Here is a 25,938-nt window from a genome sequence, read left to right on the forward strand (position 1 = left end):
AGCAAACCGGGGGTTGAATCCGTGTGGTGGTTTGGCGGCGGGTTTGATCTCACGCCGTTTTATCCCTTCGACGACGATGTGCGTCACTGGCACGCCGTCGCGCGTGACGTGTGTACACCCTATGGCGCGGATGTATACGAGCGCTACAAGCGTTGGTGCGATGAGTATTTCTATCTCAAGCATCGCGCTGAAACGCGAGGCGTCGGCGGCCTGTTTTACGACGATCTTAGCGATGGCGGTTTCGAGCGCTGCTTTGCCTTCATGCAGGCGGTGGGGCAAGGCTTCCTGGATGCTTATGTACCAATTGTCGAGCGCCGCAAGAACACCCCCTATGGCGAACGCGAGCGCGAGTTTCAGCTTTATCGGCGGGGCCGCTACGTGGAGTTCAACCTTGTCTACGATCGCGGCACCTTGTTCGGGCTGCAATCCGGTGGCCGGACGGAATCGATTCTGATGAGCCTGCCGCCGCGCGTGCGCTTTGAATATGCCTATCAACCGGAAGAAGGCTCCGCCGAAGCGCGGCTTGCCGAGTACCTCAAGCCGCGCGAGTGGGTATAAGGCTTAGTTCAACGGCTGTGCACCGCTGAAGCGCGTTGGCGTGGCACCTTTCACCTGGCCGATTTGCGCACTGTCGCTGACCTGGAGCACGACCTCGCGATGGAAATCCAGCGTGCCGCGCACCACGGCATGCGGGCCGATGACTATGCGTGGCGGGCGATTGAAGGCGTTCCAGCCGTGCTGTTCGTTGACGATGATGCCGCCATCCACGTGCGAATTCGCTCCGACGGTGATGTCACCACTAGTGGTCTCGATATTGCCGCCAACGTGCGCGTGATCAAGCCGGATCGTGCCATTGACGTTGGAGACGCCACCGGTCACGTCTGCACCCGGGTCCAGCGAAATGCCTCCATTCGTGCTGCGTACCTCACCACGCACTTGGGCGCCTTGCTCAAGGGCCTCTCCGCCGTTAACGGTGTGCAGGCTGTTGGCTTGCGCGCGCGCGCCGAGGTGGATGGCACCGTTAACCGTGCTGGCGTCCTGCACGGTTGCGCCATCACCGATGTTGACCGAACCGTTGACGCTATGCACGTCACCGGCATGCTGCCCGGCGTCGACAGAAACCGAGCCGTTGACCTTGCTGATGTCCTGGGCGGTCGCGGCCAGGGGCAGCATCAGGGCTAGTGCTAGAGCCGGTGTAGTAAAGCGCATGATCGAAACTCCGTGGAATGGACAGGCATAGGATGCGCGCGTTCGGGCCAGGGTTTAGCGTGACCTTCGGCACAGCCGGGAATTGACGCAGCCACGCACGGCCTTCACCATTCTTCACTTGTCCCGCCTCGCTCGAATCCAAACCATGCATAAGCTCGTCCTGATCCGCCACGGCCAATCCCAATGGAACCTTGAGAACCGCTTCAGCGGATGGGCCGATGTGGACATTACCGAGCAAGGCGCCGCCGAGGCGCGTGAGTCGGGCGAGTTGCTGGCACAGGCCGGCTACCAGTTCGATGTGGCCCACACCTCTGTGCTCAAGCGCGCCGTGCGCACCTTGTGGCATGTGCAGGACGCCATGGACCTGATGTGGATTCCGGTGCTCACCGATTGGCGCCTCAACGAACGCCACTACGGTGGCCTCACCGGCCTCAACAAGGCGGAAACCGCGGCCAAGTACGGTGAGGACCAAGTGAAGATCTGGCGCCGCAGCTACGACATCCCGCCGCCGCCGCTGGCGCGTGACGAAAATCCTTCGCTAAAAGATCCGCGCTATGCCGAACTCGATCCTAAGCTGATTCCCGACACCGAGTGCCTGAAGGATACCGTCGCCCGCGTACTGCCGTATTGGAACGAAGTGCTGGCGCCGGCCATTCGCAGCGGCCAACGTGTGCTGTTGGTCGCCCACGGCAATTCGATCCGCGCGCTGGTGAAATATCTGGACAACATCTCCGACGATGACATTGTCGAATTGAACATTCCCAACGGCGTGCCGCTAGTTTACGAGTTCGACGAACAACTCCAGCCTCTGCGCCATTACTACCTGGGCGACGCCGACGCCATCGCCGCCAAGCTGGCCGCCGTGGCCAACCAGGGTAAGGCCAAGTAAGGAACCTTGCCGGAAAACGCATGACGGGTGTCAATCGCCTGGCATGCCGCGCACTGCTAATCTGCTTGCGGCTACTTGCTATGAGCAGACGTTATGGCACCCCATTTCAGCATGCCGCTGGTCTTGATCCCGGTGATTGCATTCGCCGTGTGGCGGCGGGTGCGCATGCAGTTTGGTCCACAGCCGATCAGGCGTAAGCGAATGATGGCGCGTATCGTGATCTTTACGCTGATTGCCGGACTCATCGGCTACGCGGCCATCCATGACATCCAACTCCTGCTTGGGCTGGCTGGCGGCTTCGTTGCCGGCGCTGCGCTTGGTTTGATCGGACTTCGCCTCAGCCGTTTCGAGGTGCATCCGGTGAAGGGCGACTGCTACGTACCCAATCCCTACATCGGCGCGATCGTTACCGCCTTGCTCCTGGCGCGGCTGGTATGGCGCTTCGCCATGCTCTCCCCGCAGCTGCATGATCCGACCGGCGCGACACCGCCCATCCATGGCCCGGCTATGGGGCAGAGCCCGCTGACCATGTTCACGTTCGGCCTGGTCGTGGGATATTACGTTTGCTACTACGCAGGGCTGTTGATCCATCACCAGCGCTTGGTGCGCAGCCGGCCGGAGCTGCGCGAGCCGGCCTGATTACAGGGCGTCGTGGTCCAATTCGCCGGTGCGGATACGGATCACCTGCTCGAGGTTACTGACGAAGATCTTGCCGTCACCGATCTTGCCGGTGCGGGCGGACTGCGAAATGGCTTCCACCACGCGTTCGACCTGATCGTCGTCCACCGCCACTTCTACCTTGATCTTGGGCAGAAAATCGACCACGTACTCGGCCCCACGGTAAAGTTCGGTGTGGCCTTTCTGACGGCCGAAGCCCTTCACCTCGGTCACGGTGATCCCTTGCACGCCCGCCTCGGCGAGCGACTCGCGGACATCGTCCAGCTTGAACGGCTTGATGACAGCCACCACCAGTTTCATGATTTTTTTCCTCAACGGCCCCGATGGGCCCGGCCACGCGGTGCGGAGCATAGCGATTCTGCACCCCAAAGGCAGCCCATCCCGTCTTGTAGGAAAATACCTACACGTTTTGATGGAGCACACCGATGGCGCCGCTTTTCATCTTTTTCATAGACTGTCTCCCGACGAGTTCGAGGTGCCTACCATGATGGGGAGGCAGGATATCGACCAAATTGCCCTTCGACTTGTCTCGTTGGTTCCGCCAGGGATGGTGGACGCGCACAAGGACCTGCGCGCCAATTTTCGCGATATCCTGGCGCAGGGACTGCGCCATCTCGAGCTGGTTACCCGTGAAGAATTCGACGTTCAGGCCCAAGTGTTGGCGCGTACGCGCGCTCGGGTCGAGGACCTCGAAAGGCGCGTGGCGGAATTGGAATCCGCCGCGTCACCTCACGGAGCTGATCAGTTCCGGTAGCCGTCCCCGATTCGTCACCATCACCCCAAGGAATCGGGGGCGGCCGTTTTTCATTCCGCCGAGATTCCACGGAGTCGCTCGATGGACCGATCAACCAGCGACTCCGCTCGCATGGGTGATGGCCTTACCCCATGAGTCTGGCCGTCACGTTAAGCCGCGCACAGGAAGGGGTGGCCGCACCGCAGGTGATGGTGGAAGTCCATCTTTCCGGCGGCTTGCCCAGTACCCATATTGTTGGCCTGCCTGAGGCCGCTGTGCGCGAGGCTCGTGATCGCGTGCGCGTGGCGATTCAGAGCGCCGCCTTCGAATACCCCAACCGCAAGGTCACCGTGAACCTCGCCCCGGCGGAGCTGCCCAAGGACGGCGGTCGCTTCGACCTGGCCATCGCGCTAGGCATCCTGGCGGCAGGCAACCAAGTTCCTCGTGACAAGCTCGATGATTGTGAATTCCTGGGTGAACTGGCGCTTTCTGGTCAGTTGCGTCCCGTTTCCGGGGTGCTCCCCGCGCTGCTGCGGGCACGAGCACGCGGTCGGCGGGTGGTGGTGCCGCTTGCCAACGCGGAAGAGGCCGCCCTGATTCCAGAAGTGGATGTGCGGGTGGCCGACACCCTGGGCGACGTGTGTGGCTGGCTGCATGGCTCCCATGAGCTGATGCAACCCACCTCGGCGCTGGTTCTGACACCCGACAACGATGTCGGGCCGGATCTTATCGATGTGCGTGGGCAGTTGCAGGCGCGCCGCGCCCTGGAGATCGCCGCCGTCGGTGGCCATCATCTGTTGCTGGTGGGGCCGCCCGGCACGGGCAAGACCATGCTGGCCGAGCGCCTGCCGGGCATCCTGCCGCCGATGAGCGAATCCGAAGCGTTGGAAACCTGCGCCGTGTTGTCGGTGGCTGGCCAGCAGGTGGACCCGGCGCACTGGCGCCGCCGTCCATTCCGGGCACCGCACCATACGGCATCGTCTGTGGCGCTGGTCGGTGGTGGTTCGCAGCCTCGGCCGGGGGAAATCTCGCTTGCGCACAATGGCGTGCTGTTCCTCGACGAACTGCCCGAATTCACCCGGCACGTGCTGGAGGTGTTGCGCGAACCGCTGGAGTCAGGGCATATCTTGATCTCGCGCGCGGCGCGGCAGCTGCGCTTTCCCGCCCAGTTCCAATTGGTGGCGGCGATGAATCCCTGTCCCTGCGGCTATGCCGGCGACACGCGCAAACGCTGTCGCTGCTCGCCGGATCAGGTGCAGCGTTATCGCTCGCGGATTTCCGGCCCGCTGCTCGATCGCATCGATCTCTGTGTAGATGTGCCGACTGTGCCCTTGAGCGATCTGACCACGCAGCGCAGCGCGCATGCCGAGGATTCGGCCACGGTACGCAAGCGCGTCATTCGTGCGCGCAATCATGCGCTGGCGCGCGCAGGGCGGCCCAATGCGGAAATCAGCAACCGCGAACTCGAGCGTGATTGCGCGCTAGGGCCGGCGGAACGTAAATGGTTCGATACCGCGCTGGAGCGGCTTGGACTTTCGGCGCGTGCCTACCACCGAACGCTGCGCGTGGCGCGAACGATTGCCGACCTGGACAACGGCGCGGCAGCCCTGGACCGGCATCATCTGGCCGAGGCGCTGCAATATCGGCGGATTTCCTTGTTATCCGATTAGCGAATGCAGAAGAGCGGCCTTTCCCAAGAGAAAGGCCGCATGCCGTTCAAGCCGCCGAGGCGTGGTGGAACTGTGCCTCTTCCGTGGAACCTTTCAAGGCCACCGTCGACGATTTGCCCTGCTGGATCGCTTGCGTCACGGCATCAAAATATCCCGTGCCTACTTCACGTTGATGCTTCACGGCCGTGAAGCCCAGTTCGGTCGCGGCAAACTCCTTTTCCTGCAGGTCCACGAACGCGCTCATCTGCCGGCGCGCATAGCCGTGCGCCAATTCGAACATGCTGTAGTTCAAACTGTGGAAGCCGGCGAGGGTGATGAACTGGAACTTGTAGCCCATCGCGCCGAGTTCCCGCTGGAACTTGGCGATCGTGGCGTCGTCCAGATGGCGCTTCCAGTTGAAGCTGGGCGAGCAGTTGTAGGCGAGCAGCTTGCCCGGGAATTTTGCGTGGACGGCTTCGGCGAACTGGCGTGCCTGCTCCAGGTTCGGCTGGCTGGTTTCGCACCAGACGAGGTCGGCGTAGGGCGCATAAGCAAGACCGCGGCTGATGGCTTGTTCCAGCCCAGCGCGCACGCGGAAGAAACCTTCGACGGTGCGTTCGCCGGTGGTGAAGGGCTTGTCGTTGGTGTCGACGTCGGAGGTGAGCAGGTCGGCAGCGTCCGCATCAGTGCGCGCCACCAGGATCGTCGGTACACCGAGCACATCAGCCGCCAGACGTGCTGCGTTCAACTTTTCCACCGCCTCGCGTGTGGGTACCAGCACCTTGCCGCCCATGTGGCCACACTTTTTCACCGAGGCGAGCTGGTCCTCGAAATGCACGCCGGCGGCACCCGCCTCGATCATCGCCTTCATCAGCTCGAATGCATTGAGCACGCCGCCGAAGCCGGCCTCTGCATCTGCGACGATCGGCACCATCCAGTCGACGTCGTCCTTGCCCTCGGCATGATGCAACTGGTCTGCGCGCAGCAACGTGTTATTGATGCGTTTGACCACCAGCGGCACCGAGTTGGCTGGATACAGCGATTGATCGGGATACATTTCGCCCGCCACATTGGCATCGGCGGCGACTTGCCAGCCACTCAGGTAAATGGCCTGCAAGCCGGCCTTCACCTGCTGCATGGCCTGGTTGCCGGTGAGTGCGCCCAAGGCATTGACGAAGGATTCCTTGTGCATGGACTTCCACAGGCGCTCCGCGCCGCGGCGCGCCAGCGAATGTTCGACCGCGACCGTGCCGCGCAAACGCACCACATCCTCGGCGGTATACGTGCGCTGGATACCGGCCCAACGGGGGTTGTTCTGCCAGTCCAGTGCAATCTGTTCGGCGGTCGGCAAGTTGGTTTTCATATCACGTACTCCATATCATCGCGCGCGCTCAGGCGAGCTGTTCGTAGGCAGGAAGGGTGAGGAAGTTGCTGAATTCGTCGGCACGCGTGAGTTCCGCCAGCAGCTTGGCCGCGTCGGCAGCGCGCCGTGCACCAGGCAAGGTGCTTTCTTGCAGGCGATGCGTGTGAGCGGCCAGCACCTGGTCGAACAGCGCCATGTCGATCGGCGCGTGATCGGTGAATTCGAGACTGCCGTGATGCAGCCACTGCCATAGTTGCGCGCGCGCGATTTCGGCGGTTGCCGCATCTTCCATCAGGTTATGGATCGGCACACAACCCAGGCCTTCCAGCCAGGCGGCGGTGTAGCGCAGGGCTACTTCCACGTTGTTGTCGAAGCCGGCACGCGTAATGGTGCCCGCGCAAGGTGCGATCAGCGTGTCGCGATCCACGCGTACGTCGTCACGTTTGACGTGCAGCTGATTCGGGGTAGGCATGTGGTGATCGAAAATCTCCATCGCCACCGGCACCAGCGCGGGGTGCGCGACCCAGGTTCCGTCGTGACCTGCCTGAACTTCGCGCAGTTTGTCGGCGCGCACTTTTGCCATCGCCAGTTCGTTCGCTTGCTCATCGCCCTTAATCGGGATCTGCGCGGCCATGCCGCCCATCGCAAAGGCGCCGCGGCGATGGCAGGTCTGGATCAATAGTTCCGAATACGCTTTGAGGAATGGCACCGTCATCACCACCTGGCCGCGGTCAGGCAGCAAGCGGTCGCGATGGCGGCGGAAGGTTTTCAGATAGGAAAAGATGTAGTCCCAGCGGCCGCAGTTGAGACCGACGGCCCGCTCACGCAATGCGTGCAGGATCTCGTGCATCTGGAATACGGCCGGCAGGGTCTCGATCAGCACGGTGGCTTTCATCGTGCCGTAGGGCAGATCGAGCTCGCCCTCGGCCAGGGCCATTACGTCGTTCCATAGCGCAGCCTCCTCCATGGCTTCGAGCTTGGGCAGATAGAGGTATGGGCCATGGTCGCGTGCCTGCAGGGCATGGGCGTTGTGGAAAGCGAACAGCCCGAAGTCGACCAGCGCACCGGCGATAGGCTCGCCGTACGCGGTGATGTGCCGCTCCGGCAGATGCCAGCCGCGCGGGCGTATCACCAATACCGCCGGGTTGGCGCCGACCCGATAGTGCTTGCCGTCGGGGGAGCGATATTCCAGCGTGCCGTTCACGGCGTCGCGCAGATTGACCTGGCCATCCAGCTGATTGGCGAAGCTGGGGGCGGAGGAATCCTCGAAGTCGGCCATGAACACTCTCGCGCCGGAGTTCAGCGCGTTGATGATCATCTTGCGTTCGACCGGCCCGGTGATCTCCACCCGCCGGTCCTGCAGGGCAGCGGGAATGGGCGCCACGCTCCAGTCGGTGCTGCGGATTTCCTGCGTGTCGGCCCGAAAATCCGGCAGCACACCGGCGTCATAGCGCGCCTGGCGCTGGCGCCGGGCTTCCAGCAGCTGGCGGCGCCGCGGTTCCGCAAAGCGGTGCAGGCGGGCCAGGAAAGCCAGTGCCTCGGGGGTAAGGATGGCTTCGTAGCCGGTCGTGTTGGCATGGATCTCGATGGGGCGGCTGACGAGCTTTTCGCTAGGTACTGCCATGGGCTGCTTCTCCAGCTTGTTGGATGGCGGGTCTAGGAGCACGCTAGTCATTTGGATTAAATTTGACAAAGCAAATGTTTCAATTTTTCATATTTAAAAAATCAATACTTAATTTAAATTATTGATTGAGCTGGCATCCTGGGCTCGACCGGAGGACCGATATGGCGAAAAAGACCCCGCCGAGCAGCGTGAAGCGTGCGTCGAGGCGAAAGATTGCCGTACCTCAAGCGGAGGCCGGGCGGTATTACTACAAGGGCAACCGCCTCAAGCAGATGCGCGCCTTCGTCACCACCGTGAAGTTGGGCACGCTCAGCCGTGCAGCGGAGGCGCTGTACCTCTCCCAGCCCTCGATCAGCCTGCAGTTGCAGGCGCTGGAACGAGAGCTGGGGGTAGAGCTACTGCACCGCAGCCGCCGGCGCATCAACCTCACCGACGCTGGCGAAGCCCTCTACGAGCTGGCGCGCCCGCTGGTGGAGGGCTGGGAAAATCTGGATCACCAGTTCCAGGCCAAGATCAAAGGCCGGCAGGCGGGCAAGCTGACCATTGCGGCCGGCAGTTCCACCATTCAGTACCTGCTGCCCAGCCTGGTGCGGCAATACCGCGAGCGTTTCCCCGACGTGCAGTTGCAACTGGCCAACGTCACCGGCAAGGATGGCATGGCCCTGTTGCGCGCGGATGAGGCGGACTTCGCCGTCGGTTCCATGCTGGATGTGCCGAACGACATTGCCTGGGCGCCGATCTACCACTACGACCCGCTGCTGATTGCGCCACGGGATCATCCGCTGGCAAGCCAGCAAAACGTGGTGCTGGAGGATCTCTCGCCGTATGGCTTGATCTTGCCGCCGCAGCGCCTCTCCACGTACCGGCTGGTGGATCTGGTGTTCCAGCAGCGGCAGGTGCCTTATCACGTCGCCATTGAAGTCGGCGGTTGGGAAGTAATCAAGGAATACGTAGCCATGGGCATGGGCATTTCCATCGTCACCAGCATCTGCATTACGGACGCGGATCGCCAGCGGCTGGCCGTGCGCAATATGCGCCAGTACTTTCCGCAGCGCAGTTATGGCGTGGTGATGCGCAAGGGCAAATTCCTGAGCAAGGAAGCACAGGCGTTCATCGATTTGATCAAGCCGGGCTTGCTGACTCACCGCGATTACGATGAGCCCGGGCACTCCGAACGCTAGCCAGGGTTGCCGACATCATGCCTGCCGCTGCAGCGCCAGCTTGATGCCGAACGCTAGCAATACCATCCCACACAGGCGATCCATCCATTGCCCGAGTTGCGGCTGGGTCGTCAGCAGGCGATGAATGCGGCCTCCCGTCAAGGCCAGCACCGTCGACCAGGTAAGGCCGGTACCGATAAAGCTCAGCCCAAGCAGCACCAGGCCGAACTGTGCATGCGACGCATGCATCAATACGAATTGCGGCAAAAAGGCCAGAAAGAACAGCGCGACTTTGGGATTGAGCACATTGGTCAGCATGCCTTGCCGAAACGCCGCAGCCAGTCCCTTCCCGCGCGTTTCGGTGGGTCGCCGCACCGTCGCGCGCGACAGCAACATGCGCAGGCCGATCCATGCCAGGTAAGCCGCACCCAGGTATTTCAACAGGCTGAAGGCGAACGCCGAGGTCATCAGGATGGCTGAAATACCCAGCACCGCTGCGAGCGTGTGCACGATGCACCCAGCATTGATGCCGAGTGCCGCCGCCATGCCTACGGCGTGTCCTTCACGACCGCTGCGCGTGAGGATGTAGAACGTATCCAGCCCTGGCGTGAGATTGAGCGCGATGCTGGCCAGCAGAAAAGCGTCGTAATGCTGGATGCCGAAACTGTCCACCGTTTGCCCCTTCAGATTGCTTCCGTGTTGCGGTGCTTGCCGCGATAAGGCCGAAACAGCGCGCGTATCGCCGTCATGTCCGCGTCGGGATCATCGCTGGCGCGAACCAGCGGCCCGAGCGTAAAGGTCTTGCTGGGATAATCGATAAACACCGGCTGGATCGGCACGTCCGCCTCGCGCGCGATGCGCAGAAAACCGGATTTCCACTGCTGGACATGCTTGCGTGTGCCCTCGGGCGTAATGCCCAGCCACATGCGTTCCCGTTCATTGAAACGCTTGGCCATCTGGCCGACCACGTTCAATGCCGCCTTGCGGTTGATGGGAATCATGCCGATCGGTCGCAGGATGATGCCGAGCGGCCCTTCAAGCACTTCACGCTTGATCATGATGTTGATGTTGATGCCCAGCGCGATCTTGATCATCAATCCCCACACGCCATCCCAGTAGGACGAATGCGGTGCGCCGATCAGGATCACTTTGGGTTCGTCCGGCAATTGGCCAAGCAGGCGCCAGCCGGAAAGGCGCAGCAGGCCGCGCATCAACCAGGGCCAAAAACGGCTGTCGAGCAGCGGGGCTTGCGGCGGCACGGCCGGCAGCATCGGCTGGCTCATTCGTGGCCCCAGGCGCGTGATCGGCCTTGTTTGATTTTTGCCCGCTGCTGCTTGCCTTCCAGCCGACGTTGCTGCGATGCGCGAGAAGGCTTGGTCGCAATGCGTTTCTTCGGGGCGACCAGCGCGGCGCGCAGGATGTCCAGCAGGCGTTCGCGTGCATCCTCGCGATTGCGGCCTTGATCGCGGAACCGCCGAGCCTGGATCACCAGCACGCCTTCGTCGGTCATGCGCCGATCGCGGCGCGCCAGCAGCCGTTCGCGCACGTCTTCCGGCAGGGACGGCGAATGCAACACATCGAAGCGCAGCTCCACCGCGCTTTCTGTGCGATTGACGTGCTGGCCGCCAGGGCCGTCCGCGCGCATGAAGCGGACGACCAGCTCGGATTCCGGCAGGTGGATGGATCGGCTTACGGGCAACATGCAACAAGTTTAGCTTGTCGACATGGTACTTATGGTTTCAGTGCCCGGCACTGACCAGTCGAAGCGCTGCAACAGGGACTGGAAGGCTGCGTCCAGCGGCGCCTCCAGCAGCATCGGCCGACCGTCGATCGGATGCCGGAAGCTGAGCCGCCAGGCATGCAGCAGCATGCGGTGACAGCCGAAATATTGCTTGTACAGCCGATTGTGATCGCTGCGCCCATGCTGGCAATCGCCCATCACCGGATGGTGGATGTGCGCCATGTGCTTGCGGATCTGGCGGAAGCGGCCGGTTTGCGGTTCCGCCAGCACCCATGCGTAGCGCTGTTGGGGATAACGGCCCAGTGCGATCGGCACTTCTACCGTGGCCAGGCGCCGATAGCCGGTGCGGGCCTCGCGGCGCGGCCCGCTATCGCGCGAACCGGGCAGCGGATAATCGATCACGCCCTCGGCCGGCTCCGGCCAGCCGCGCACCACCGTCAGGTATTGCTTATGCACGTCGCGGCCCATGAACTGCTCGCCCAGCGCCGCGGCGACTTCGGTGGAACGCGCAACGAGCAGCACGCCGCTGGTCGCGCGATCCAGGCGATGCGCCAGGTAAAGCGTGCCGCCAAGCTGTTCGCGCAGCAGGTCGATCAGGAAGCTGTCGGCATTGCCCACCATTTTCGAGCGATGCACGGCGAGCCCCGCGGGTTTGTTGACCGCGATCAGGGCGTCGTCGTGATAAAGGATCTCCAGCATCAGAAATGCGGCTCAACCACGTGGCGCGCTAACGCCGCAGCCATCCGTACGCGAATGACAGCAGGCCGCACACACCCAGGCCCAGCGGCAGCAACGGCGCATGCTGTTGCCCAAACGTCCACATCACCGTGCCGCAGATGATCAGCGTGGAACCCAGCAAGCCGCTGCCCATCATCTGCATCAGTTTGCGCACCAGATGTCGCTGGTGGCTCAACTCGTCCGCGTCGGCCAGCAGGCGTTGTTCGCCGACTGCCACCTGGCGCAATGCATCGCGCACCAGTTCCGGCAGTTGCGGGGCGTTGTGGAACCATTCCGGGATGCGTTTGCGAATTTCGCGCAGCGTGCGGCGAGGGCTGTAGCGCTCGCGCAGAATGCGTTTGAGCACCGGATGCGCCACTGCCCAGATGTCGATGTCCGGATCCAGCATGCGCCCGACGCCCTCGATATTGAGCAGCGTCTTCTGCAGCAGGATCAGCTGCGGCTGCAAGGTGAGCTCGAAGCGGCGCGCGGTCTGGAACAGCTTCACCACCAGCTCGGCCAGCGAGATCTGCGACAGCGGGCGCGTGAAGTAGGGTTCGCATACGGTGCGTACAGCGGCTTCCAATTCGTCCAGCCGCACACTCGCCGGCATCCAGCCGGCATCGACATGCAGCTTGGCGATGCGCGCATAGTCACGCTCGAACAGGGCGATGAAATTCTGCGCGAGCCAATACTGATCCGCTTCGGGCAGCGAGCCCATGATGCCGAAATCCAGCGCAATGAAACGTGGTTCTTCCTTGCGCGTGGGATCCACCCAGATGTTGCCGGGGTGCGCATCGGCGTGGAAGAAGTTGTCACGAAACACCTGTTCATAGAACAGGCGCACGCCCTTTGCGGCCAGCCGCTTGCGATCGATACCGGCCGCGTCGATTGCCGCGACGTCATCGGAAGAAATGCCGACCACGCGCTCCAGGGTCAGCACGCCGGCGGTGGTGAGTTCCCAGTGCACCTCGGGTACGTACAGATCCACCCCGCTGATGAAATTGCGGCGCAAAAGGCTGGCGTTGGCACCCTCGCGCTGCAAGTCCAGCTCGTTTTCCAGCATCTTCTCGACTTCGGCCACCACCTCGAGCGGGCGGATCTTGTCGGCATTGGGGTGCCAGCGCTGCGCCATTTCACCCAGCGAATGCAACAGGCTGACGTCGCGCGCGATGCGTTCCTCGATCTTCGGGCGCAGCACTTTCGCCACCACGGCGCGACCGTCATGTAGCGTCGCGGCATGCACTTGCGAGATCGAGGCGGAGGCCAGCGGTACCGGATCGAAGCTCGCGTAGAGCTGCTCGATCGGATGCTTCAATTCGCGCTCGACGATGGCGCGCGCCTGGTCACCCGGGAATGGCGTGACTTGATCCTGCAACAGGGCCAGCTCGTCGGCGATATCGCCTGGCACCAGATCGCGGCGCGTCGACAGGATCTGGCCGGCCTTGACGAAGATCGGGCCAAGCTCGTTCAACGCCAGGCGAATGCGCGCGCCGCGCGACAGCGGGCCCACATCCACCACCGGCCGGCCCAGCAAGGGGCGCACGAACTTGAGCGGGCGGAACAGATGGGTGGCGTCGACCAGTTCGTCGAGCCGATAGCGCAGCAGCACGACGGCGACGCGCAGCAAGCCCGGCACGACCTTCAACGGCGTCACAAGTGGCTTCCCCGTTGCAGGCGCTCGAACCGGGCAAGGCGCGCCTCCAGCCGTTCGGCGCGTTCGCGCAGGCTATCGACGTCGTCGAGGAAGCTTTCGACCTCACCGGGTGCGACGGCCACCTGCGTTTCATCGCGTAGCCAGGCCGCGCCATCCTCGGCGAGATGCGAGGCGGTTTCGCGTGCGTGAGCAAGACCTTCACGCACGGCTTTTGCCAGCGGCACGCCGATCACGTCGCCAAAGGTACGGGCGAAGGCTTGCTCGAAATCCGGCGCAAAGCCGCTGGCGAGTTTTTCCAGCCGGCGTGCCAGTTCGGCATCGCCGGCGATGTCCACCTTGCCGGGTGCCAGACCCTCGCCGTGGCGGCGCAACAGCATCGACAGCAGGCTACCGGGCGTGGCGGCCACGCGCAGATCGCTGCGCTCCGGCGCGGGACCGACTTTCAGGCGGTTGCCCTCGACCGTCACGGCCAAGGCCAGCTGCATGCCCTGCAAGTGCAGCTGCACGCTGCGGCCTTCGAGCGCCGAGAGCTTGGCTTGTGTCTCAGGGTCGAGCGAAAGCGCGTGATTGAGCGTGGTTTCCAGTGCACGGCCGGCAAGCTTGCGCAGCGGTCGGGGGAGCAGTTGCGGGGAGGGAGCGGCAGTCATGCCGCGATTGTAGCTGGCCTTGCCGGGAGCGCAGCCTGTCTCAAGGATCGGCGGCGCCGGCAAACCCGAGCTGGCGCCACGCTTCGTACACCGCTACGGCCACGCTGTTGGAAAGATTGAGGCTGCGGCTGTCCGCACGCATCGGCAGCCGCAAGCGCTGTTGAGCGGGCAGTGCAGACAGCACGGCGTCCGGCAACCCTGCTGTCTCGCAGCCGAACAGCAACGCATCGCCTTCGCTGAAGCGTGCGTCGACGTGCCAGGCGCGGCCGCGTGTAGAAAATGCGAAAACGCGCGGGTGATCAAGCGCTGCCAGGCATGCATCGAGATCGTCGTGGACGCTGACGCGGGCATATTCGTGGTAGTCGAGGCCTGCGCGCCGCAGGCGCGCATCATCGAGTTCGAAGCCCAGGGGACGAATCAGATGCAGCGAGGCGCCGGTGTTGGCGCACAGCCTGATCACGTTGCCTGTGTTCGGCGGGATTTCGGGGCGGAAGAGGATGACATGCAGCATGCTGCCATTATCAGCTGACCGGCGACGGCGTGCCGCAATCAGCCCGCGTTGCCGGCGTCAGCTGCCGACAAGGCCACGGTGGCGGCGGCAACCGTATGGTTGGTGGTGATCCCGGCCGAGGCAGGGCTGGCGGTCACCATCGCGGCGAGTGTCAGTCCGCAAACCAGCACGCTGGCGCCAAACAATCCGCGAAGAAACAAGCTCTCGATGTTCATGGCGATAATTCCTAAAAGATTCCAGGGAAAGCGTCAGATCGAAGCGCGCGCGCAGATCATGTCGTCGACCAGCGGCAGTACGCAGCTGGAAGGTGCTGCTGCGAGCAATGAAGCGATCGACGTGTTGCCCGCCAGCTGCATCGGCGCCGGCTTGCTGATCACCATCGCCGCCAGGATCAGGCCGCAGACCAGCATGCATGCCACGAACAGGCCGCGCAGAATGATTGTTTCGAATTTCATGTCCGTATCTCCGACTCATCAGGGTGAAGTTCCTCGCTGTTGAATCAGCAATCCCTGTGCCAAGCCGCCCTGCAAATGCAACACACTGATGCGAAGGACATTTTCGTCTATCGGGTGAGTGAGTTGGGTTGTCCGCGGACACCGGACAGGCGGGATCGGACAGTGTCCGGATGATGCCCGCTGCCGCTGCGCTAAGCCGGCGTTAGGCGACAGTCGGCGGCGACGCGCTACGATGTTCGGCGGACGCACGTTTCCACTCGCTTCGATGGAGTTACCTATGCGCAAGTCTCTGCTGCTGCTCGCACTGCTCGTGTTGCTTGGCGGCTGTACCTGGGGCATCAACCCGGATCCAGGTTCGAACAGCGTCCGCACCGTGTGGACGGGCGATGTGACCGGCTGCCGCGACCTCGGCAAGATCACCGTGTCGGTGATGAGCCGCGTCGGACCGTTCGATCGCAACGACATCAAGGTGCGCGACGAATTGCAGGTGCAGGCGCGCAACAGCGCAATGAGCATGCACGCGGACACGATCAAGCCGCTGGGTGACCCAGTCGAGGGCTCACAAGCATGGGAGGCTTATGTCTGCGGCAGCCGCCAGGCCGGCCCCGGCTACTCGCCGGCCCCGGCGCAGAATCCCGGCAATCAGCCACCGCAATCACCACCGCAGCAGAGTGGCGGGTTCCAGACCTATCCGGCCCAAGGCGGCTGACGGCATGCACTCAGAGGCGGCCTGTGCACCAGGCCGCCTTTTGCCACGGTCAGCCGCCCGCCTCGGTACTGCCGTCGTAGCGCGATGCGGGATCGGGTAGCTCGACATCGCACCAGACCTGGATTTCCGAGCGCAGCAAGGATAATTCCAGCGGTTTCTTCAAAAGCCCGTCCATGCCGCATTCGATGCATGTCATCTTGTGCGCGGCATCGGTGGACGCAGACAGAGCCAGAATCGGCGTGTGCCGGCCGCCTTTTTCGCGCGTGCGTAGGGTGCGCGTCACCTCGTAACCGCTCATGTCCGGCAGGCCGCAATCCATCAGCACCAGGTCGAAGGGCCTGCTATCGAATACGCGCAGCGCCGTCGCACCATCCGGACACGCGGTGACCAGGCAGCCGATGCTGCGTAGCTGCTGCTCGAAGACAAAGCGGATGGCGGGATGGTCCTCGACCAGCAAGACGGACACCTCCTTGGTCTTGCCCGACTGATGCCACTGAGCGGGATGGCTTTCTTCCGCCGGGGTTGCCGCGGTCGGGGCGAGCTGTACGGGGACGCCGAATGAGATGGTGGTGCCCACATTCACTTCGCTGTGCAGCGTGATGGTGCCGCCCATCAGTTCGATCAGCTGCCGGCTGATGCTCAGGCCAAGTCCGGTTCCGCCATAACGGCGCGCTATCGTGCTGTCCGCTTGCACATACGCATGAAAGAGCCGGGTGTGCTGTTCTGGCGGAATGCCGATGCCGGTGTCGCAAACGCTTACGGAGAGTTTGCGAGATGCAGCATCGCTGCCGGACCGGCTCAGTGCGATGTCGAGTGTGACGCTGCCGTGATGGGTGAATTTGATCGCATTGGTCAGCAGATTGATCATCACTTGCTGAATGCGGGTGGCATCCAACAGCACGCTCGAGTCGTCCGGAACGTCGATGCGGAGATTGAGTTGGAGGCCTTTTTCGTCCACGCGGTGCCGGATGATCTGCACCATGTCTTGCACCAGCTTGCGGATATCGGTGGGCGTGTAGTCCAGTGTCAGGCCGTCGGCTTCGAGCTTGGAAAGGTCCAGCACGTCATCGACCAGCCTGAGCAATGCATCTGCTGCGGAGCTCGATGTGAGTAGCAACTCTCTCTGGTTCTTGTTGAGGCGCGTGAGCTTGAGCAGTTCGATGGAAGACAGCACGGCGCTCAAGGGAACGCGGATTTCATGGCTCATCACTGCCAGAAACATCGCCTTATCTTTTTCGCTCTGCTCGGCGCGCCGACGGTCCTTGCGTGCACGGCCATAGAGATAGACGAGAGCCAGCAACAATATCAGCGCCGCCGTGATTTCCAGCGCATGAAAGCGGTAATGCACGCGCCAGGACGTAGTGCCGTAGTCGGAGTCCTCCATCCACTTCGCCATCATCTCGTCGGTTTGCTTGGCGGTCAGCGAAGCAAGCGACTTGTCGATGATCGAGGCCAACATGGGATCAGCGCTGCGCACGCCCATGCGAAAGCTCAAAACCATGTCGCTGATCGCACCGGACACATGCAGGTTGCTGAAGTACGTCTTCCGCCAGAGCGGGAGCAAGGCCGTGTCCACATCCACCGCTGCGTCGGCCATGCCGCTGGAAACGGCATCCAATTCGTCTTGCGCATCGGTCACGGGGACTAGCGTGATGGTCGGAAACTGGTTCTTCAACAACTGGTGAAGAAGGCTGTCGCGACGAACCGCCACGTGCAGGCCATCCAGCTCACTCAGGCGAAAGATGCTGCCGGTGGAAGCGCGCGTCATGATGACTGCGGTCCCCACGAAGTAAGGACGGGTCGTCAACAACGCGTTATCAGATGCGCTGCCATCCTGCAGCGAGGGCGCCACCGGCAGCAGGTCCAGCTCGTGGCGCTGCAAAGCCAGCTTGGCTTCCCTGATGTTGGCGACATGGACGGGTTCGAACGTTAGATCGCTCGATCTGGCAATGGCCAGCAGGTACTCCATGGCCACGCCGGCAGGCTGGTCCCCCTTCATATGTATGAAAGGGCGGCCGCCCGGGTAGACGGCAAAGCGGACGATCGGGTTGGCCTGGACCCACGCCTTTTCCTGCGGCGTGTAGCGTTCCATGGGTTTTTGCGCAAAAGCCAAGCACGGCCACAGCAACCAGCATGCCGACAGCCAGCATGCCAGGCAAAGCGAGCGAATTTGGCTGCGAATGATGGGCATGGCCACGGAAAGGAAAGTGCAGGAGGCTGCTTGCGAGCCTGAAAAGTATCGGCGCGCACCGTCCGCGTGTGCCTAGTAGATGTACGAAATGTCTTTCGTGAAGACAGCAACGTCAGCGCCGGTTTTTGCTATCTTGTCTGCCGCATACGGCAGAGTGATTCCGCTTCGTATGGCTGGTTCAGTTGGGGAGTAAAGCGATAAGGACGTTGTTGTTCGCGCCTGGAAGGCGGAACGGCATGCACAGCTTTGCGCTCTGTTTGCGGCATGCCGCTATCGCCGGTGTATTTTCAGGCCGTTGAATAGCCGCTTGCATCACAAGGAGTAGGGAATGTCGGACCCAATGAGCGCGCGCTTGCGCGTGATGCTGCTCGATGATCACGAAGTGATACGTCGTGGCCTGGAGCTGCTGCTCAAGCAGGAGTATTCGATCGATGTGGTGGGCAGCTTTCGCACCAGTCGTGAACTGTTTGCGGCGCTCAAGGATACCCGCGCGGATGTGGTGGTTGCCGACTATGCGCTGGGGCCGTCGGACGTCGATGGCCTGAATCTGATCCGTGCCTTGAAGATTCGCTTCCCGCATGAGCGGATCCTGGTGATGTCCTCTCATCACAATCCCGCCACGGTAGCGCTGGCCATACGGGCGGGTGCGCATGGGTTCGTCGGCAAGGGCCAGGACCAGGCCGACCTGATGCTGGCGATACGCGCTGTCGCCTCCGGCCGCACCTATCTCAGCCGCGATCTGGCGTCGGCCATCGGCTCCACTGCGCAATCCGGCGAAGAAGCGGGTGACGAATTGCTTGGCTATTCCAAGCTTTCTCCGCGCGAGCGGGAAGTATTGCGCTGTGTGCTCGATGGCATGTCCGTCACGGAAATTGCGGCGAAGTTTTCCAGGGGCATCACCACCATCAGCGCGCAGAAGAATTCAGCCTTTCGCAAACTGGGCATACGGACCAATAACGAGCTGTTCAAGATCAGGCATCTGCTGGACAAGCCATGAGCGCGCGCAAGGCCATGGCTGGCCGATGGGTTGGCCTGCTCGCATTCATGTGTTCGTGGACGCTGGCTGCGGCGGACGACGGCGCACCGACAGCCCGATCTGCGTTGCGCGACTATGCGTGGGAGATCGCTTCGTTCACGCTCGGCGTGGCCTTGCTGGCTTTTTTTGCCTGGCGCGCCTGGGGCGCCAGAAAAAATGCCGCGCACAGCGAAAAGCTGAAGTCGCGCTTGCTGTCGGTGATGAGTCATGAAATCCGCCCTTCCATCCATGCGCTTCTCGGATCCATCGATACGCTGCGGAGGACGCCGCTCAGCGAACATCAGCAGCACCTTGCGCATACGGCGACCAACGCGGCGCAAGCCCTGCTGCAACGCGTGGACGAGCTGCTGGACCTCTCCAAGCTCGACGCCCACCGCATGCCGCTGGGCTGCCTTCACACCGATGGGGTTGACGCGCCACTCGCAGCGGCCGAAGCGCCTATGGCGTCGACGACCGACGGTGTCCTGATGGGCACACAGCCACGCATTCTGGTCGTGGAAGATCATCCGCAGAGCCGTTTCATTCTGCTGGAGCAGCTCAAGACGCAGGGCGTCGAGCCGGTGGGCCTGTCCGATGGCGCCGCGGCGTTGGCGGAAGTCGCGCGCCAGCGCCCTGCCTTGATCCTGATGGATTGCCACATGCCGGATATGGACGGCTACGAAACCACCCGGCGCATCCGCCAGCGCGAGGCCGAACAAGGATTGCCCCCCGTGCCCATCATTGCCATTTCGTCCGCTTCGGATGCCCGGCATCTGACAATGTGCGTGGATAGCGGCATGGATGGCGTGCTGAAAAAGCCGCTGCGCCCGGAAGAACTGCGAGCTATCCTGCAGGTGTGGCTAGAGCAGGCGCCCCACCAGGCCGATGAAGCTGCCGTTGCGCGCGATGAATCCCCCAACATCGGCCTACGCGCGCTGTATCAGGCGTCCATGGCCGAAGACATCCTCGCTATCGAACAGGCCATCAAGCGCCGGCAAGGCGAGGAGATCGCGCATTTCGCGCATCGCATGAAAGGCGCGGCGCTCATGCTGGGCGCACGGGAGATGGCGGACGCGGCCGACCGGCTCGAGCAGGTCGCCAGAAACGCGACCGCAATCCGGGCCGTGCAGATGGAAACCATGGTGCAGGCGCTGAAGCAAGCGATTGCACGCTACTTCGAGCCGATCGACAGCGCACGCTGATGCGTGCCGTGAGCATCAGGCCCGCAAGTGTTTTCAAACTATTCCTATCCTCTGTCGGCCTAGGTACGGCAACACTGCCGGAAATTACGCAAAGTTGCGTCGTTGCCGCCCAAGCATGTGCCCACATCCCACCCATCCCGGCCCGTTTGCCTGCTCCGAAGAAGTCCGCAAGATCTTCGTCAGCAGTTGCGAAGCCGATCTGCGTGCCATCCTGAGCGCCTGGCGTGCGCAGAATAAAAACGAGCTGCTGACGCGGCTGCATGCCCTGAAGGGCGCGCTCATCGTCTTTGGGGAAGGGCAGGCCGCAGCGCTCTGCGAACGTCTCGAAGAAGACCTGCGCGGCCACGCCGTCGCCGCTTGCGAAGGCGCCCTGCGTCAGCTCGATCGCGCCATGCGCCGCCTGATCGACAGCTACCGATAACGGCCTACGCTTCGAATACGCCCTGCAGATACAGCTGCAGGGCGTACTGCATTTGCGCCAGCGCGGCCTGGCGCCCAGGCATGCCGGGCTCCCCCTGGATGGCGGCTGCACTTTTCATCATCTGCTGCACGACGACGGCGGCGGCATGGATGTCCGCCGCCGAGCGGTGGGAGGCGCGGCGTGCCAGCAAGCCTTGTATCTCGGCGCGAATGCGCCGGCGAATGCTCAAGCCGTCGGCCGCCGGTGTCGGCATGGATTCCACCAGCGCCAGGAATGCAGGATGGCGCTTGCGGAAAGCGACCAGAAAAGCACACAAGCGCTCGGCCCATTCCGCGGTGGTCCAGTGCTGCGATGGCTCCGCCAGGCTTGCCAATTCGGTGCAGGCGGCCTGAGCGTATTGCGCCAGCAAGGCATTGGCCAGCGCTTCCTTGGTGGGAAAGAACTGATATAGCGAGCCGATCGCCGCGCCCGCGCGCGCCGCCACTTCCGTCATGGTGGTGCCTTCGTAGCCCTTTTCCAGGAAGCAGGCGCCGGCCGCTTCCAGCAAGGCAGCCACCCGTTCGTGGCCGCGCTGGCGCTGCGGTTGGCGGCGCGGCCCGATTGATTTATGTGAGGACATCCTCATAAACTCCAAGATGAGGATGTCCTCATCTTTTATCTTTGTCTGTTGGAGATTACCGTGGAAAAGCTTGATCCGCGCCGTACCGCGCTGGTTCTTATCGATCTGCAAAAGGGTATCGTACCGTTCGCCGGCGGCCCCTATACCGGTGCCGAGGTGCTGGAAAAAGCCGGCGCACTGGTTCGCCGCTTCCATCAGCTGGGCTCGCCCGTGGTGCGGGTGCGCGTCGGCTGGTCCGCCGATGCCGGCGACATGCTGCGCCAGCCTGTCGACCAGCCGCCGCCGGCGAGGAGTTTTCCGCCCGATTGGCAGGACTTCCCCGCCGAACTCGGCGTGGCCGACAGCGACATCCAGGTCACCAAGCGCCAATGGGGCGCCTTCTACGGCACCGAATTGGAATTGCAACTGCGTCGCCGCGGCATCGAGCACATCGTGCTTGGCGGCATTTCCACCAACATCGGCGTGGAGTCCACGGCACGCAATGCGTGGGAACTGGGTTTCGGCATCGTGTTCGTCGAAGACGCGATGAGCGCCGCGAGTGGCGAACATCATGCTTTCGCCATCAAGAACATATTTCCGCGACTGGGCCGGGTGCGTTCGACCGCGCAGGTTTTGGACATGCTCGGCTGATCTTCCCGCGGATAGCTCGCCGTCCCGGCACACGCGTGAGTGGCACATGGACGTGCCCCATGTTTTAGGGGCGAGGAAAGTCGGTACATCGGCCTGCACACTGCCCGTCCACACGCAGGCCACAGCCTCTTCACGCCGCTCGTCGATCGGGCACCTGCGCCGCCATCCCCTTGATGCTGCATCGCCGCGTCATTTCTGTTTTCCCCGCACAGCCATTCTGGCGCCAAACGCTGGCCTTTCCGCGCGCTAATCCGCGCCGCTGATTTTTGCGGCGCAGCGCAAAACGTCGTGGATGTGGCTTTACAAGCGCCCATGAAAACCTTTACAAGCCTCCATGAAAACGTTTACGTTTGCGCCGCCGTTAGGATGTACGGACATCCACCACGCAAGGGGACGCTTCGATGACGACCAAGAACGCAACCATCAAGGACGTGGCGCGCGAGGCGAAAGTCTCGGTCGCTTCGGTATCGCGCGTGCTCAACGGCCTGGGCGGCGTCACACCCGCAACCCAGAAAATCGTGCGCGAAGTCGCCGCGCGCTTGCACTACGTACCCGACAACGCGGCGCGCAGCCTGATCACCGGACGCACGCACACCATCGGCGCGGTACTGCCGGATTTGTACGGCGAATTCTTCTCTGAACTGATCCGCGGCATCGACCTGGCCGCGCGAGCGCGTGGCCTGCACCTGCTGGTATCCAGTTCGCACGATGGTGTGGAGGATGCCGCCGCGGCGGTGCGCGCCATGCGCGGCCGTGTCGACGGCATGCTGATTCTTTCCGAATACGTCGATGCCGCCTTCCTGGCGGAAAACCTGCCCGAGAAATTGCCGGCCGTGCTGCTCGACAGCCCGGTAAAAAGCACACGCTATCCCGTGCTCAACATCGACAACCGCGCCGGCGCCATCGCCATGGTGCGGCATCTGGCCGAAGCGGGGCATCAGCACATCGCCTTCATCGGCGGCCCCAAGACCAACTTCGATGCGCAGCAACGCGAGAAAGGCTACTGCGCCGCCATGGCCAAGCATGCGCCGGGCGCCGCCTTGACCGTGGTCGATGGCGATTTCACCGAAGAATCGGGCTACCGCGCCGGACGCGAACTGTTGAGCAGGAAACCGCGCCCGCAGGCCGTGTTCGCCGCCAACGACATGATGGCCATCGGCTGCCTCTACGCTTTCAAGGAAGCCGGCATCGATGTGCCGGGCGAGATCGCCCTGGCCGGCTTCGACGACATCCTGATTGCCCGCTACGTCACGCCGCCGCTGAGCACGGTGCAAGTGCGCATCGCCGATCTGGGCCGCATGGCGCTGGAGCGCCTGGCGGCATTGCTGAATCCGGCCGACAAGACACCCGCATCGGTCGACACGCTGGGATGCGACATCGTCATCCGCGAATCCTGCGGGGCAAAAAACGGTGTCGCCGCAACACCACGCAAGCCCCGCAAATCACCGCGACCATCACCACCATAACGAAACCCGCAACACGTTGGGGAGGGGAGAGCCATGCATGCCGTATCGAAGTCCAGGAAACTGATGTTGGCGCGATGGATCGCTACATCGATCGCCGCCGCAGCCTTGCCGATGATGTCGTTCGCGCAAAGCTCGGATGCAAACCTGCGCGGTACGGCTGCGCCCAATACCATCGTCACGGTCAGAAACGTGGCCACCGGCTACACGCGCACCACTACCTCCGGCAAGGACGGCAGCTACGCACTCGTGAGCTTGCCGCCCGGCACCTATCGGGTGGATGCCGGCCCCGGTACCCAGCACGTGGTCACACTCACCGTGGCGTCAACCTCCACCCTCAACCTGGTCGCCGCCGCACCCGCCGCCAACGCCAAGAACCTTGGCGGCGTCACCGTGACCGCCACCACGTTGCCGGAGATGACCACCTCGGAAGTGGGCACCACCATTTCACAGCGTGAAATCGCCACTGTGCCGCAGATCACGCGCAACTTTCTCGAATTCGCCGACACCGTGCCGGGCATGGTGTTTACGGTGCAGCAGAACGGCAATACCAGCTTGCAATCCGGCGGCCAGGCGCCGGCCGGTATCAATGTCTACATCGATGGCATTGGCCAGAAGAACTACGTGGAGAACGGTGGCATCAGCGGACAGAACAATACGCAGGGCAATCCGTTCCCGCAGCTGGCGATCGGCGAATACAAGGTCGTCACCTCCAACTACAAGGCCGAATACGACCAGATTTCCAGCGCGGCGGTCATTGCCGAAACCAAGTCCGGCACCAACGAATTTCATGGCGAGGTATTCGGTGACTGGACCGATACACGAATGCGCGCAATGAACCCCTCCGAAATAGCGGCAAAGAAGAAGCAGCCCTCCCACGACAAGGAATACGGTTTCTCGTTCGGTGGCCCGATCATCCAGGACAAGGCGCATTTCTTCCTGGCCTACGAGGGCAAGGAATACGACACGCCGATCGCGGTGACGCCCGGCGCCGCTTCGCAGCAGCTTGTTGCCCAGTTGCCGGCGAGTGCGCTGGCGCAGCTAGGGCCATCCAGCCTGCCGTTCAAGGAGAACCTGTACTTCCTCAAGTTCGATTACGAGCCGACCAACCGCGATCGCATTGAAGTGAGCGGCAAGTATCGCGACGAAACCGCTATCGTCGGAACAGGGACGGGCGTGGCCGCATCGTCAGCGCTCAATCAGATCAATTACGACCGTCGCTTCGACATTCGTTGGGATCACAGTGCTGACGCCTGGTTCAACCGTTTGCAATTCACCTACGAAAACGCGTTCTTCAAGCCGAGTGCGGTGAATATCGGCGACGGCTCCACCTACACGGCCTACAACAATCAAAATCAGGCGATACTGACCGACGGCGCCGCGGATCCGCGTGGAACCCAGAACAAGGGTCAAAAGGGTCCTTCCATTCAGGACGACCTGACGTTCAACGATCTCGAATGGCATGGCGACCACGTCATCAAGATGGGTGTGAAGTACAAGCTGATACAGCTTCTCGCACAAGATGCCGGCGAGTTCAACCCGCAATTCTCTTACGATGTAACGCCAACGGGTACGCTAGCCACGCCGTATCAGGTGTTGTTCCCGATTGGGTTGCCGGGATTGAGTCCGGTCGTGAGAACCAATGATCGTCAGCTTGGTACCTATATCCAGGATGATTGGACCGTCGACGATCATTTGACTTTGAACCTTGGCATTCGCTGGGATTACGAACAGACGCCTTCCTATCTCAATTTCGTCACGCCGGCTTCGGTAGTGGCGGCGCTCAACGCGCAAAACCCCAATGCGCCAGCTGGCGTGACTTATGCGCAATCGCTGGCGATGGGCGGCGTAAACGTCAATGATTACATCAGCAACGGTCACAACCGTCACGCGCAGACCAACGAAATCCAGCCACGCTTTGGTTTTTCGTATGACATCAACGGCGACCAGAAGCACGTTGTTCATGGTGGCGCAGGGCGTTCGTACGACCGGACCATTTATGAAATCCTGCAGCTGGAGCAAACCAAGCTGGCGCTGGCCGAGGCGACGATCACGTTCCCGAATCAATACCATCCGTGTGGATCCGGTCCTTGCCTTCCTTGGAACCCCGCGTATCTGGGCGGCATCGGCGTGTTGCAGGGATTGTTGACCGGCACGACCTTGGGTCGGGAAGTGGACCTGATGAACAACAACTTGAAGACGCCGTATTCCGATCAGATCAGTATCGGCATGCGTAACCAGGTAGGCGACTGGATTACGGATGTGACGTTGGCGCAGGTCAACCGTTTCAACGGCGTCGTGTTCACGCTGGGCAACCGCTGGCCAAATGGCGCTTTCTGGCAAAACGGCGGGCAGCCGTGGACGCAGAGCATTCCCGGCTTCGGCAATTTGATCATCGCCAACAATGGCCTCACGCAGAAGACGCAACAGGTGTTGGTGTCGGTGCAAAAGCCGTATACGCCGGAATCGCATTGGGGCATCAACATCGCCTACACCTATACGAAAGCGAGGCAGAACAACGATAACCAGGACGTGACAGACCAATACGCCTTCGACGAGGCAACGATTCAAGACTACCCCTTCGTCGGTTCCGCTGTCGCCAAGCACCGCCTTGTTGTTTCGGGTTCCGCTGATGCGCCTTGGGGTTTGCTGTTT

28 protein-coding genes are annotated in these 25,938 nt (G+C 62.3%); 13 read left to right on the forward strand and 15 right to left on the reverse strand.

Annotated features, from left to right (window positions below; genetic code table 11):
• Positions 1 to 558, forward strand: a 558-nt coding sequence (hemF, locus tag VMA74_RS18910) for an oxygen-dependent coproporphyrinogen oxidase (RefSeq protein ID WP_325369808.1), incomplete at its 5' end; no start/stop codon positions are given.
• A 3-nt stretch (positions 559 to 561) separates the two neighbouring features.
• Here hemF and VMA74_RS18915 read toward each other — a convergent pair.
• Positions 562 to 1,209, reverse strand: coding sequence for a hypothetical protein (locus VMA74_RS18915; RefSeq protein ID WP_325369810.1), 648 nt, complete (start codon positions 1,207 to 1,209; stop codon positions 562 to 564).
• A 145-nt stretch (positions 1,210 to 1,354) separates the two neighbouring features.
• Here VMA74_RS18915 and gpmA point away from each other — a divergent pair, with 145 nt between their 5' ends.
• Both gpmA and VMA74_RS18925 read left to right on the forward strand, forming a co-directional pair.
• Entirely contained in the window at positions 1,355 to 2,098 is a 744-nt protein-coding gene (gpmA, locus tag VMA74_RS18920) for a 2,3-diphosphoglycerate-dependent phosphoglycerate mutase (protein WP_325369812.1), read from the forward strand.
• A gap of 93 nt (positions 2,099 to 2,191) precedes the next feature.
• Complete coding sequence (locus VMA74_RS18925; RefSeq protein WP_325369814.1) at positions 2,192 to 2,737, forward strand: DUF1453 domain-containing protein; 546 nt, start codon at positions 2,192 to 2,194, stop codon at positions 2,735 to 2,737.
• On the opposite strand, the gene glnK is transcribed toward VMA74_RS18925, so the two are convergent.
• A complete protein-coding gene (gene glnK, locus VMA74_RS18930) occupies positions 2,738 to 3,076 on the reverse strand; it encodes a P-II family nitrogen regulator (protein WP_325369816.1) in 339 nt (112 codons plus the stop codon).
• Here glnK and VMA74_RS18935 point away from each other — a divergent pair.
• Entirely contained in the window at positions 3,054 to 3,530 is a 477-nt protein-coding gene (locus VMA74_RS18935; protein WP_325369818.1) for an accessory factor UbiK family protein, read from the forward strand. The genes glnK and VMA74_RS18935 overlap by 23 nt on opposite strands.
• A gap of 131 nt (positions 3,531 to 3,661) precedes the next feature.
• On the forward strand, positions 3,662 to 5,179 hold the full coding sequence (locus tag VMA74_RS18940; RefSeq protein ID WP_325369820.1) for a YifB family Mg chelatase-like AAA ATPase: 1,518 nt from the start codon (positions 3,662 to 3,664) through the stop codon (positions 5,177 to 5,179).
• Positions 5,180 to 5,225: 46 nt separating this feature from the next.
• On the opposite strand, the gene aceA is transcribed toward VMA74_RS18940, so the two are convergent.
• Together aceA and aceB are read right to left on the reverse strand one after the other, a co-directional pair.
• Positions 5,226 to 6,521 (reverse strand): isocitrate lyase, encoded by a 1,296-nt coding sequence (gene aceA / locus VMA74_RS18945; RefSeq protein WP_325369821.1) that lies wholly within the window; start codon positions 6,519 to 6,521, stop codon positions 5,226 to 5,228.
• 28 nt (positions 6,522 to 6,549) lie between these two features.
• Positions 6,550 to 8,145, reverse strand: a complete 1,596-nt coding sequence (aceB, locus tag VMA74_RS18950; RefSeq protein ID WP_325369823.1) for a malate synthase A — start codon at positions 8,143 to 8,145, stop codon at positions 6,550 to 6,552.
• A gap of 161 nt (positions 8,146 to 8,306) precedes the next feature.
• Here aceB and VMA74_RS18955 point away from each other — a divergent pair, with 161 nt between their 5' ends.
• The gene (locus tag VMA74_RS18955; RefSeq protein WP_414649641.1) at positions 8,307 to 9,326 is read left to right on the forward strand and encodes a LysR family transcriptional regulator; all 1,020 of its coding nucleotides are present in this window, start codon (positions 8,307 to 8,309) and stop codon (positions 9,324 to 9,326) included.
• Positions 9,327 to 9,341: 15 nt separating this feature from the next.
• On the opposite strand, the gene VMA74_RS18960 is transcribed toward VMA74_RS18955, so the two are convergent.
• From VMA74_RS18960 to VMA74_RS19000, 9 genes are read right to left on the reverse strand one after another with little or no spacing between them, the layout of a single operon-like run.
• Entirely contained in the window at positions 9,342 to 9,977 is a 636-nt protein-coding gene (locus VMA74_RS18960; RefSeq protein ID WP_325369825.1) for a LysE family translocator, read from the reverse strand.
• A gap of 11 nt (positions 9,978 to 9,988) precedes the next feature.
• Complete coding sequence (locus VMA74_RS18965) at positions 9,989 to 10,588, reverse strand: 1-acyl-sn-glycerol-3-phosphate acyltransferase (RefSeq protein WP_325369827.1); 600 nt, start codon at positions 10,586 to 10,588, stop codon at positions 9,989 to 9,991.
• Positions 10,585 to 11,007, reverse strand: a complete 423-nt coding sequence (arfB, locus tag VMA74_RS18970) for an alternative ribosome rescue aminoacyl-tRNA hydrolase ArfB (protein WP_325369829.1) — start codon at positions 11,005 to 11,007, stop codon at positions 10,585 to 10,587. The genes VMA74_RS18965 and arfB overlap by 4 nt, the downstream gene beginning before the upstream one ends.
• Positions 11,008 to 11,016: 9 nt before the next feature.
• A complete protein-coding gene (locus VMA74_RS18975) occupies positions 11,017 to 11,745 on the reverse strand; it encodes a pseudouridine synthase (protein ID WP_325369831.1) in 729 nt (242 codons plus the stop codon).
• A gap of 28 nt (positions 11,746 to 11,773) precedes the next feature.
• A complete protein-coding gene (ubiB, locus tag VMA74_RS18980; protein ID WP_414649642.1) occupies positions 11,774 to 13,411 on the reverse strand; it encodes a ubiquinone biosynthesis regulatory protein kinase UbiB in 1,638 nt (545 codons plus the stop codon).
• A gap of 5 nt (positions 13,412 to 13,416) precedes the next feature.
• Positions 13,417 to 14,067 (reverse strand): ubiquinone biosynthesis accessory factor UbiJ, encoded by a 651-nt coding sequence (locus VMA74_RS18985; protein WP_325369835.1) that lies wholly within the window; start codon positions 14,065 to 14,067, stop codon positions 13,417 to 13,419.
• 40 nt (positions 14,068 to 14,107) lie between these two features.
• Positions 14,108 to 14,578: a tRNA (uridine(34)/cytosine(34)/5-carboxymethylaminomethyluridine(34)-2'-O)-methyltransferase TrmL gene (trmL, locus tag VMA74_RS18990; protein WP_325369837.1), complete on the reverse strand. Its 471-nt coding sequence runs from the start codon at positions 14,576 to 14,578 to the stop codon at positions 14,108 to 14,110.
• 38 nt (positions 14,579 to 14,616) lie between these two features.
• Positions 14,617 to 14,793: a hypothetical protein gene (locus tag VMA74_RS18995; protein ID WP_325369840.1), complete on the reverse strand. Its 177-nt coding sequence runs from the start codon at positions 14,791 to 14,793 to the stop codon at positions 14,617 to 14,619.
• Positions 14,794 to 14,826: 33 nt separating this feature from the next.
• Entirely contained in the window at positions 14,827 to 15,033 is a 207-nt protein-coding gene (locus tag VMA74_RS19000; protein WP_325369842.1) for a hypothetical protein, read from the reverse strand.
• Positions 15,034 to 15,310: 277 nt separating this feature from the next.
• Here VMA74_RS19000 and VMA74_RS19005 point away from each other — a divergent pair, with 277 nt between their 5' ends.
• A complete protein-coding gene (locus VMA74_RS19005; RefSeq protein ID WP_325369844.1) occupies positions 15,311 to 15,742 on the forward strand; it encodes a DUF4156 domain-containing protein in 432 nt (143 codons plus the stop codon).
• 49 nt (positions 15,743 to 15,791) lie between these two features.
• Here the strand turns inward: VMA74_RS19005 and VMA74_RS19010 are convergent, their stop codons facing one another.
• The gene (locus VMA74_RS19010) at positions 15,792 to 17,834 is read right to left on the reverse strand and encodes an ATP-binding protein (RefSeq protein WP_325369846.1); all 2,043 of its coding nucleotides are present in this window, start codon (positions 17,832 to 17,834) and stop codon (positions 15,792 to 15,794) included.
• A gap of 427 nt (positions 17,835 to 18,261) precedes the next feature.
• Here VMA74_RS19010 and VMA74_RS19015 point away from each other — a divergent pair, with 427 nt between their 5' ends.
• From VMA74_RS19015 to VMA74_RS19025, 3 genes are all read left to right on the forward strand, one after another.
• The gene (locus VMA74_RS19015; RefSeq protein ID WP_325369848.1) at positions 18,262 to 18,930 is read left to right on the forward strand and encodes a response regulator transcription factor; all 669 of its coding nucleotides are present in this window, start codon (positions 18,262 to 18,264) and stop codon (positions 18,928 to 18,930) included.
• Complete coding sequence (locus VMA74_RS19020; RefSeq protein ID WP_325369850.1) at positions 18,927 to 20,150, forward strand: response regulator; 1,224 nt, start codon at positions 18,927 to 18,929, stop codon at positions 20,148 to 20,150. Before VMA74_RS19015 ends, VMA74_RS19020 begins: the two co-directional genes overlap by 4 nt.
• 115 nt (positions 20,151 to 20,265) lie before the next feature.
• Positions 20,266 to 20,571, forward strand: a complete 306-nt coding sequence (locus tag VMA74_RS19025; protein ID WP_325369852.1) for an Hpt domain-containing protein — start codon at positions 20,266 to 20,268, stop codon at positions 20,569 to 20,571.
• Between the two features lie 4 nt (positions 20,572 to 20,575).
• Here the strand turns inward: VMA74_RS19025 and VMA74_RS19030 are convergent, their stop codons facing one another.
• Complete coding sequence (locus tag VMA74_RS19030) at positions 20,576 to 21,190, reverse strand: TetR/AcrR family transcriptional regulator (RefSeq protein WP_325369854.1); 615 nt, start codon at positions 21,188 to 21,190, stop codon at positions 20,576 to 20,578.
• Positions 21,191 to 21,250: 60 nt separating this feature from the next.
• Between VMA74_RS19030 and VMA74_RS19035 the strand changes: the two genes are divergently transcribed.
• From VMA74_RS19035 to VMA74_RS19045, 3 genes are all read left to right on the forward strand, one after another.
• The gene (locus VMA74_RS19035; RefSeq protein WP_325369856.1) at positions 21,251 to 21,820 is read left to right on the forward strand and encodes a hydrolase; all 570 of its coding nucleotides are present in this window, start codon (positions 21,251 to 21,253) and stop codon (positions 21,818 to 21,820) included.
• A gap of 401 nt (positions 21,821 to 22,221) precedes the next feature.
• Positions 22,222 to 23,286: a LacI family DNA-binding transcriptional regulator gene (locus VMA74_RS19040; RefSeq protein WP_325369857.1), complete on the forward strand. Its 1,065-nt coding sequence runs from the start codon at positions 22,222 to 22,224 to the stop codon at positions 23,284 to 23,286.
• Positions 23,287 to 23,319: 33 nt separating this feature from the next.
• Positions 23,320 to 25,938 (forward strand): TonB-dependent receptor (locus tag VMA74_RS19045; RefSeq protein WP_325369859.1); only part of this gene is annotated, 2,619 nt, incomplete at its 3' end.

This window comes from Dyella sp., assembly GCF_035508675.1.
In the GTDB taxonomy this organism is placed as follows: Bacteria; Pseudomonadota; Gammaproteobacteria; order Xanthomonadales; family Rhodanobacteraceae; genus Dyella_B.

What these genes read in the sequence shown, in the direction of transcription:
- VMA74_RS18915 (WP_325369810.1), bottom strand. Translation starts at nt 1,209, where the DNA reads ATGCGCTTTACTACACCGGCTCTAGCACTAGCCCTGATGCTGCCCCTG.
- gpmA (WP_325369812.1), top strand. Translation starts at nt 1,355, where the DNA reads ATGCATAAGCTCGTCCTGATCCGCCACGGCCAATCCCAATGGAACCTT.
- VMA74_RS18925 (WP_325369814.1), top strand. Translation starts at nt 2,192, where the DNA reads ATGGCACCCCATTTCAGCATGCCGCTGGTCTTGATCCCGGTGATTGCA.
- VMA74_RS18935 (WP_325369818.1), top strand. Translation starts at nt 3,054, where the DNA reads ATGACAGCCACCACCAGTTTCATGATTTTTTTCCTCAACGGCCCCGAT.
- glnK (WP_325369816.1), bottom strand. Translation starts at nt 3,076, where the DNA reads ATGAAACTGGTGGTGGCTGTCATCAAGCCGTTCAAGCTGGACGATGTC.
- VMA74_RS18940 (WP_325369820.1), top strand. Translation starts at nt 3,662, where the DNA reads ATGAGTCTGGCCGTCACGTTAAGCCGCGCACAGGAAGGGGTGGCCGCA.
- aceA (WP_325369821.1), bottom strand. Translation starts at nt 6,521, where the DNA reads ATGAAAACCAACTTGCCGACCGCCGAACAGATTGCACTGGACTGGCAG.
- aceB (WP_325369823.1), bottom strand. Translation starts at nt 8,145, where the DNA reads ATGGCAGTACCTAGCGAAAAGCTCGTCAGCCGCCCCATCGAGATCCAT.
- VMA74_RS18955 (WP_414649641.1), top strand. Translation starts at nt 8,307, where the DNA reads ATGGCGAAAAAGACCCCGCCGAGCAGCGTGAAGCGTGCGTCGAGGCGA.
- VMA74_RS18965 (WP_325369827.1), bottom strand. Translation starts at nt 10,588, where the DNA reads ATGAGCCAGCCGATGCTGCCGGCCGTGCCGCCGCAAGCCCCGCTGCTC.
- arfB (WP_325369829.1), bottom strand. Translation starts at nt 11,007, where the DNA reads ATGTTGCCCGTAAGCCGATCCATCCACCTGCCGGAATCCGAGCTGGTC.
- VMA74_RS18975 (WP_325369831.1), bottom strand. Translation starts at nt 11,745, where the DNA reads ATGCTGGAGATCCTTTATCACGACGACGCCCTGATCGCGGTCAACAAA.
- VMA74_RS18985 (WP_325369835.1), bottom strand. Translation starts at nt 14,067, where the DNA reads ATGACTGCCGCTCCCTCCCCGCAACTGCTCCCCCGACCGCTGCGCAAG.
- trmL (WP_325369837.1), bottom strand. Translation starts at nt 14,578, where the DNA reads ATGCTGCATGTCATCCTCTTCCGCCCCGAAATCCCGCCGAACACAGGC.
- VMA74_RS18995 (WP_325369840.1), bottom strand. Translation starts at nt 14,793, where the DNA reads ATGAACATCGAGAGCTTGTTTCTTCGCGGATTGTTTGGCGCCAGCGTG.
- VMA74_RS19000 (WP_325369842.1), bottom strand. Translation starts at nt 15,033, where the DNA reads ATGAAATTCGAAACAATCATTCTGCGCGGCCTGTTCGTGGCATGCATG.
- VMA74_RS19005 (WP_325369844.1), top strand. Translation starts at nt 15,311, where the DNA reads ATGCGCAAGTCTCTGCTGCTGCTCGCACTGCTCGTGTTGCTTGGCGGC.
- VMA74_RS19010 (WP_325369846.1), bottom strand. Translation starts at nt 17,834, where the DNA reads ATGGAACGCTACACGCCGCAGGAAAAGGCGTGGGTCCAGGCCAACCCG.
- VMA74_RS19015 (WP_325369848.1), top strand. Translation starts at nt 18,262, where the DNA reads ATGTCGGACCCAATGAGCGCGCGCTTGCGCGTGATGCTGCTCGATGAT.
- VMA74_RS19020 (WP_325369850.1), top strand. Translation starts at nt 18,927, where the DNA reads ATGAGCGCGCGCAAGGCCATGGCTGGCCGATGGGTTGGCCTGCTCGCA.
- VMA74_RS19025 (WP_325369852.1), top strand. Translation starts at nt 20,266, where the DNA reads ATGTGCCCACATCCCACCCATCCCGGCCCGTTTGCCTGCTCCGAAGAA.
- VMA74_RS19030 (WP_325369854.1), bottom strand. Translation starts at nt 21,190, where the DNA reads ATGTCCTCACATAAATCAATCGGGCCGCGCCGCCAACCGCAGCGCCAG.
- VMA74_RS19040 (WP_325369857.1), top strand. Translation starts at nt 22,222, where the DNA reads ATGACGACCAAGAACGCAACCATCAAGGACGTGGCGCGCGAGGCGAAA.